At 63.8% G+C, this 7,550-nt stretch carries 4 protein-coding genes and 2 pseudogenes; 2 read left to right on the top strand and 4 right to left on the bottom strand.

Annotation, left to right across the window (positions count from 1 at the left end):
* The coding region (locus AC4DF4_RS17240) for an ATP-binding cassette domain-containing protein (RefSeq protein ID WP_490049345.1) at positions 1-2,872 on the bottom strand (2,872 nt) is incomplete at its 3' end.
* A 171-nt stretch (positions 2,873-3,043) separates the two neighbouring features.
* On the opposite strand from AC4DF4_RS17240, the gene ftsH reads away from it, so the two are divergent.
* Positions 3,044-5,404, top strand: coding sequence for an ATP-dependent zinc metalloprotease FtsH (gene ftsH / locus AC4DF4_RS17235; protein WP_490049344.1), 2,361 nt, complete (start codon positions 3,044-3,046; stop codon positions 5,402-5,404).
* A gap of 6 nt (positions 5,405-5,410) precedes the next feature.
* On the opposite strand, the gene AC4DF4_RS17230 is transcribed toward ftsH, so the two are convergent.
* The 3 genes and pseudogenes from AC4DF4_RS17230 to AC4DF4_RS17220 all read right to left on the bottom strand — a co-directional run.
* Positions 5,411-5,671: a glycosyl hydrolase gene (locus tag AC4DF4_RS17230; RefSeq protein ID WP_490049346.1), complete on the bottom strand. Its 261-nt coding sequence runs from the start codon at positions 5,669-5,671 to the stop codon at positions 5,411-5,413.
* Positions 5,672-5,691: 20 nt separating this feature from the next.
* Positions 5,692-5,970: a hypothetical protein gene (locus AC4DF4_RS17225; protein WP_490049343.1), complete on the bottom strand. Its 279-nt coding sequence runs from the start codon at positions 5,968-5,970 to the stop codon at positions 5,692-5,694.
* A gap of 27 nt (positions 5,971-5,997) precedes the next feature.
* Positions 5,998-6,153 (bottom strand): annotated as a pseudogene (locus AC4DF4_RS17220) (sulfatase-like hydrolase/transferase); the annotation flags it as partial.
* Positions 6,154-6,189: 36 nt separating this feature from the next.
* Between AC4DF4_RS17220 and AC4DF4_RS17215 the strand changes: the two are divergent.
* A pseudogene (locus tag AC4DF4_RS17215) lies at positions 6,190-7,335 on the top strand (sulfatase-like hydrolase/transferase).
* Positions 7,336-7,550 lie beyond the last annotated feature (215 nt).

The raw sequence follows: 7,550 nt of genomic DNA, 5'->3' as shown, positions 1-7,550 counted from the left end.
GCACCAGCGCTCCCGCCAGCAGCATCTGCGGCACTAACAAAAGCGGCACCGCCGTCAGCGCGGCTCGCTCGGTCTTCACGATCGAGGAAACGACCAGCGCCATGGCGGTGCCGGTCCATGCCGTTAGAGTCATCCACAGCCACAGATAGGGCAGCATGCCGTCGATCTCCAGAAAGTAGTTCCCCACCACCAGATACGCCAGGCACTGGACCGCGGCGACCAGCGCCAAGGCGGCGAATTTCGCGATCACGTAGGAACTCGCGCCCGGCTGGCAGTTGCGCTCGCGCCGCAGGATCGGCCGGTCGCGCAGCACTTCCGTCGCCGAGTTGGTCAGCCCCAGGAACATCGCCACCGTGGCGCTCAGGAACAGGTAGGCCGGAATGTGCAGCGCGGTTGAGAACTGATAGGGCCCTTCCGGCGAGGACCGCAGGGTGATCGCGACCAGCGCGGCTAACAGCGGCGCCTCAAGACAGGTGCTGTAAATCGTCCCGCGCGTCCGGTATTTCGACAGCAGCGAGCGCAGGAAATGCGTGGCGAAGACCGCCAGCACGGCGTGGAGCCTCCGCGAGGGTTTCGGTGGCACCGGCAAGCGCTCCCCTTCCCCGGACTCTCCGTGTTTGGAAACCGGACCGCTCCCCGGCTGCAGGGACTGCATCAGGTCCACGCTCTCGAAACGCTCCTGCCAGAACGACGGCGGGAAGCGCCGCGCAGCTCCCGTGTTCGACCCGCCGCCGATGGAGCTCAGCGGGGTTTCCAACACGTCAAACACGAAGTCCGCGCCCAGCGGCGACTTCGCGGTGACCGACGGGTGGGAGATCGAGAGCTCCTCGCAGGCGTCCCGGAAATAACCGACCATTCCCGCCGGAGTCCCGAAATACGCGAGACGCCCGCCGCTATCAAGTAACAGGACCTTGTCGAACAAGCGAAGCACCGGAGCTCCCGGCCGGTGCAGCGAGGCGATCACGATTTTCTCGCGGGCCAGCGACCTCAGCGTTTCGGCGACGTGCTCGGAGTCCTTCGACGAGAGGCCGGAGATCGGCTCGTCGAACAGGAAGACCTCCGCCCGGCTGCCCAGGTCCACGCCCAGGTTCAGCCGGCTGCGCTCGCCGCCGGAAATCGTCTTCTCCCCCGGAGAACCCACCCGCCGGCGGGCGATCGACTGCAAGCCGAGCTCCGCGAGCATGCTGTCCACCCGCCGCTCGTGTTCTGCCAGCGACAGCGCCGGCCGCCGGATGGTGACGGCGTGCCGCAGGTGCTCGCGCACCGTTAGCTGGGGATTGAGCGCCTCCTCCTGAGGCATGTGGGCGATGAACGGCACGAGGTGCTCCCGTCGCTCGTAGAGGGGGATTCCGTTCAGCTTCACCTTGCCGCGCGTCGGCTCGCGCTGGCCTGATAGAACGGAAAGCAGGGTGCTCTTGCCGCTGCCGCTGGGGCCGATGATGCAGAGCATCTCCCCGCGCTTCACCTCGAAATTGACGTGATCCAGCGCCCGCGCTTCCGGCCCGAAATCATGGATCAAATCCTCCACCTGGAGCGACTCGATCAAAGTCCGCTCCTCGTCCAGAAACCCCTCGCTGAAACGGCAGCGCACCGACTGGCTGCCGGAAAGACGGATCAGCGAGCCGTCCCGCAGCGGCGCCGTCTGGCGCACCGGCACGCCATCTACCAGAATCGGCCCGTGGCTTTCCCTGACGACCAGCTCGCCCTCCGCCCGATGCGCGTCATAACGGATAAACAGCACGGCCTTGGGCGACAATTTCGGACCTAACAGCAAGTCGCCCGGCGAGAGCGCGGACGCGTCGTTGGAAACCAGATACTCCTGCCGGTCGCCCGCGAGGCGGAATCGCCGCCCCTTCTGCGTGGCCTTGCGGCGGAGCTCGTTGATCGAGAGGCTGAAACCCGAGGCGTCGCCCAGCCGCTCGTGATTGCGGCAGATCACGATTTCACCCTTCTTCAGCGGCCCGCGGCTGCCGGCGTGCAGTTCGGTGTCGCACAAGGCCTCGACTTCCGCCTGGAGTCCGAATCGAACCCGCAGCGCGCTTTGCCGTCCGTGCGTCCGCTCGGCGGTCAGGCCGGCGCCACCGGACTCCAGATAGATCGTCGGCGAGTTGCCGGTGCGCTTCACATCGAGGAAAAACATCAGGTCCTCGTAACTGAGCGTCCAGCCCGGCACCACCAGCGGCTGGCGCTCGCGCATCCGCAGGAACGAACCGGTTTCCACCGAGCGCCCGCGGATCCACAGCGGCGAGATGCCGGTGTTTCGCACCAAAATCAAATCCCCCGCCCGGTAAACCCGGAACTCGTGGTCGCCCGCCGCCGGTGGCAACAACACGTCCGCGCCGTCCCTGCCGAAAACCAAGCGCTCGAACGGCAGCTCCTCGTCGCTAGGCTCGCCGCCGTCGCCGCGCATTTCCCGCAGGATCGCCACCCCGTAATCCGGCCGCCCCAGCCGCCGCATGAAAACCTCGAAACTCGTCCGGTTGCGCTCCGAGCGCCCCGCCGCGTCCACCAGCGTGAACAACTGCAAACCCAGCGCCAGTTTCCCCGCATCGTCGAAACCATCCTTCAACTCGACCGCCAGAGCCTGCAGCGGCCGCGGATTGCGCACCGCGCGTTGCAACCGCCGTCCCAGCCAGCCGTGATCCACCTCCGGAAACGCGCTCCGCAGCATGTCCAAAATCAAATCCGCCTCCAGCGAACTGAGCTCGTCGTCCAAGGTCGCGAACGCCGCGAAGGCATCCACCAGCACCCCGACGTGCGCGTCCGCCCCCGGCCGCAGCGCCCGCAGCCGCCCCACCCCCGGAATCGCCCTCAGCCAACCCAACGCACGCGCCCTCAATCGAGGCGACTGGGGCTGGTCTTTCTGGGGCACGGGTGGTTCCACGCCGGCTTTCTTGGCAGACCTTGCGCCGACCCGCAAGACTCGTGCAAAAAAGGGGTTTGCTTTTCACCCTCTTAAGCTATTCTCCCTCACTCCCGGACGGTAGTCGGCAGCGCGCCCACCTCAAGCGCACGCCTGCCGCCCGGCTTTTTCACGACTCCTATGTCCGACTCACCGAACTCAACTCCGCCACCGAACAACCCGAACCGCACTCCAGGCGAGGCCAGTGGTTTCAACTGGCGTCTCCTCGGCCTCCTCAGCGTGGCAACCGTCATTCTCGGCGTTGCCTTCCTCACCAACACCAACAAAGCGGTCAGCCCCATGACCTATTCCCAGTTCCGCCAGGCCTGGGACCAAGGCCGCGTCGTGGTGGACAACTCAAAGCAGCCGCTCAAGGTCATCACCACCGACACTTCCTTCGACGCCACCATCACCGGTTGGGTCAGCCCCGAAATCCTCGCCCCCAAGTCGGACAGCCAGAAAAAGGATTTCCGCGTGCTCGTCAACTTCGCGCTCCAACGCAATGAAATCAACGAACTGCTCGGCGACAACATCCGCTTCCAGCAAGTCGCAGCGGCTTCCGAGCAACCTCTCGAAAACGATGTGGAAACTCTCTCGCTCGCGGAACTCCGCAAGTCGTTGGCCCTCAAATCCGTTGAAATCAGCGATCCTGTCAATTCGCTGCGCGTCCTGACCACCGCCGGTTCGGACGACGCGGTGATCGTAGGCACCCGCAAGCTCGTCACCCATCCGCCCGTGCAGCTCGATGCCAAGGGAATGGTCGTCGGAGCCGTCCAATTCAGCGTCCCCGTCTCGACCGCCATCCAGAGCGAGGACCTCAACAAACTCGTCAAGGACAAGGCCATCTACGAGCGCAACAAGGACTACCTCAGCAGCGCGCTGTTCACCTTCCTGCCCTTCCTGCTCATCATCGGCATCCTTTTCTTCCTCTTCCGCCAGCAAATGAAATCCGCCGGCCGCGGCGCGATGTCCTTCGGCAAGAGCAAGGCCCGCCTGCTCACCATGGACCGCAACAAGGTGACCTTCAAGGACGTCGCCGGCATTCAGGAAGCCAAGGAAGAGTTGTTTGAAATCGTCGATTTCCTCCGCGATCCCCGCAAGTTCCAGAAACTCGGCGGCTCGATCCCGAAAGGCGTCCTGATGGTCGGTTCGCCCGGCACCGGCAAAACCCTGCTCGCCCGCGCCATCGCCGGCGAGGCGGATGTGCCGTTCTTCTCGATCTCGGGCTCGGACTTCGTCGAAATGTTCGTCGGTGTGGGCGCATCCCGCGTCCGCGACATGTTCGAGCAAGGCCGCAAACACGCGCCCTGCCTCATTTTCATCGATGAAATCGACGCCGTCGGACGTCACCGCGGCCACGGCATGGGCGGCGGTCACGACGAGCGCGAGCAAACGCTCAACCAACTCCTCGTCGAGATGGACGGCTTCGACACTCAGGAAGGCGTGATCATCATCGCCGCGACGAACCGCCCGGACGTGCTCGATCCCGCGCTGCTCCGTCCCGGCCGTTTCGACCGCCAGGTCACCATCTCACTGCCCGACGTCAACGGCCGCGAGGAAATCCTCCGCGTCCACGTCAAGAAGATCAAACTCGCTGCCGGCGTGGACCTTTCCAAAATCGCCCGCGGCACGCCCGGCTTCTCCGGTGCCGAGCTCGCGAACCTGATCAACGAATCCGCCCTGCTCGCCGCCCGACGCGGACTTTCCGCCGTCACCCTCGACGAAATGGAAGAAGCCCGCGACAAGGTCCGTTGGGGCCGCGAACGCCGCAGCCTCGCCATGTCCGACAAGGAAAAAACCGGCACCGCCTGGCACGAAGCCGGCCACGCCTACCTCAACATGGTCCTGCCGGACACCAACCCGCTCCACAAGGTCACCATCATCCCGCGCGGCCCTTACCTCGGCGCGACGATGTATCTCCCGGACGGCGACAAATATTCCACCCAGAAAAAGGAAGCCCTCGCCAACCTCATCGTCACCATGGGCGGCCGCATCGCCGAAGGTTTCCACAGCGACGATGTTTCCAACGGCGCATCCGGCGACATCCGCCAAGCCACCGCGCTCGCCCGCCACATGGTTTGCGAATGGGGCATGAGCGACAAGCTCGGCATGGTCGAATACGGCGAGGGCGACGGCCCGGTCTTCCTCGGTCGCGGCGACATGGGCGGTCGCCGCACCAACTACAGCGAGAGCACGGCCAAGATCATCGACGAGGAAATCAAAAACTTCATCGACAACGCCTACGCCATCGCCACCCGCGTCCTTGAAGAAGGCCGTGACAAGGTCGAACTCATCGCCAAGGCGCTTCTCGAATTCGAAACCCTCGATGCCGCCCATCTCCGCGACATCATCGACCACGGCGAAATGCGCAATCCGCCATCCGCGCCCAAGCCACCACCGGTCCCGGACGAACTCAAGAAAAAGCCCGTCGCCAAGGCCGCTGAAGAAGACCGCCCGGAAGGCCCCGGCCCGATTCCCGGAGCCATCGGCGCCCCCGCGTAGCGGCGATCACCGGTCGCCGCGCCGCAGATGGTCGAGGCGGTCGATTCCAGCCAAGCCGTGAGACGCACGTGGGAACAGGTTTCCACCAGACCACGCGCAACGTTCGATGAAATCGAACCTGTCCAGCCTCGGCAGGACGTCTTCCATGAAACGCAGGACCGTGTCCGGCTTGTATTGATTCTCGGCGGGGCTTTTCGCCTTCCAGTCGCCGACGGCGAATTCGGTGATCCAGACCGGCTTTCGATAGAGCTTGTGAACCGCCTCCAGACGCTTGACCAGGTTCTCCGCTATCGGAGCGCCGGAGGAATGAACGCAGACGAAACGTTGGTGGTGATTTTCCCACCCGCGATCTGATCCAGCATGGCGGCGAGCTCCTTGAGTTTTTCAGGATTCTCGCGGGCGAGGTTTTTGGTTTCCGCCGGATCTTCGGCTAGATTGTAAGGTTGGGGCTTCGGTCCGTTGCCGGAACGCATGTCCTTGATCATCGCCTGCCCTTTGTGCGGCGGGATGAGTTTCCAATCGCCGCTGCGCAGCCCCCCCCGAGATCCCTTCCTCGACAATGCCACTGCGGCCGACCTTGGATCTCCCTAGTCATTTTTCTCGACAGCGCCATCCTCATAGCCATCGAAGAGCACCGGGCCGTTGTCGCTGCTGACGATCACCAGGGTATTCTCCAACAACTTGAGCTGCTCCAGTTTCGCGATGACCGCGCCGACGAGGTCGTCGAGCTGGGCGATCACGTCGCCGCGGAAAAACCTAACATCATCATCATCCTCGCCGACGACATGGGCTACGGCGATCTCGGCTGCACCGGCAGCACCACCATCAAGACACCTCACATCGACCGCTTGGCGGCCAGCGGCACTTTTTGCAGCCATTGATACGTTGCCAGCCCCGTTTGTTCGCCGTCCCGCGCGGGGCTTCTCACCGGTCGCGATCCGCGGCGCTTCGGCTACGAGGGAAATCTGAATGGAAGTCCCAAGGAATATCCCACCCGCCCGGATTGTCTCGGACTGCCAACCGGCGAACACACGCTTGCGAACCACCTGAAAGCCGCCGGCTATCGCACCGGCTTGATCGGCAAATGGCATCTCGGCGACGGCGGGATCTTCCACCCGAACCAACGCGGATTCGATGAGTTCTGCGGCATGCTCAGCGGCGGCCACACGTATTTCCCGGGCACGGGGAAAAATCAAATCCAACGCAACGGAAAGCCGGTGACGAAATTTCCGAGTTCCTATCTCACCGACTTCTTCACCGATGAAGCCATCCGCTGGATGGGCGCGAAAGACGAGAAGCCGTTTTTCCTCTACCTCTCCTACAATGCCCCGCACACCCCGATGGAGGCGACCGAAGAGGACTTGAAAGCATACTCCCACATCGAAGACAAAAACCGGCGGACCTACGCCGCGATGATCCGAGCCCTGGACCGTGGCGTCGGACGCGTGCTGGATTGGCTGAAGACCGAGGACAAGGACTCCAACACGCTGGTCGTCTTCCTCTCCGACAACGGCGGCGGCAAAGGCAGCCTGACGGAAGGCGGAATCCGCGTGCCCTTCGCCGCCCAGTGGCCTGGCAGGATTCCCAAAGGACTCGTCTATCAACACCCGGTCATTTCGCTCGACATCCTCGCCACCATCGCAGCGCTGGCCAACGCCCCGCTTGATCCCGCCCGCCCGCTGGACGGCGTGAACCTGATGCCTTTCCTCACCGGCGAGAAATCCGGCGCGCCCCACGACGCGCTCTACTTCCGGATGTTCGACATAGGCGCGTATGCGGTGCGCGGCGGCGGCCACAAGCTTCTCATCGAGGCAAAAAACACCGGGGCCAGGCTTTACGATTTGAAGCAGCATGTCGGTGAAACGAAAGACCTCGCCGGCTCCAAGCCCGAAAATTGGAAAAGCGGAGGATCGCCTGGGACGCCCAATTGATCGCGCCCGTTTTCAGAGGACTCGAGACGCGAAAAAAGGGCCAAGCCGCCAAACCGTGACGGATTCCGCCGCTCCCCCCGGCTTCTCCTAACGATCACGCCGCCGGGCGCGCGCAAAAAAGGCGGAGCCTGCGCTCCGCCTTTCGGTGAAATGATTCGAGCTTACTTGCCCCAGCGCTCAAGCAGCGTCTTCGCCATGTCGGAGGGCGTCTCGGA

It is taken from the genome of Luteolibacter sp. (genome assembly GCF_058122085.1).
Note: the sequence above shows the minus strand (reverse complement) of the source record. Positions and strands in the feature narration are given on the sequence as shown.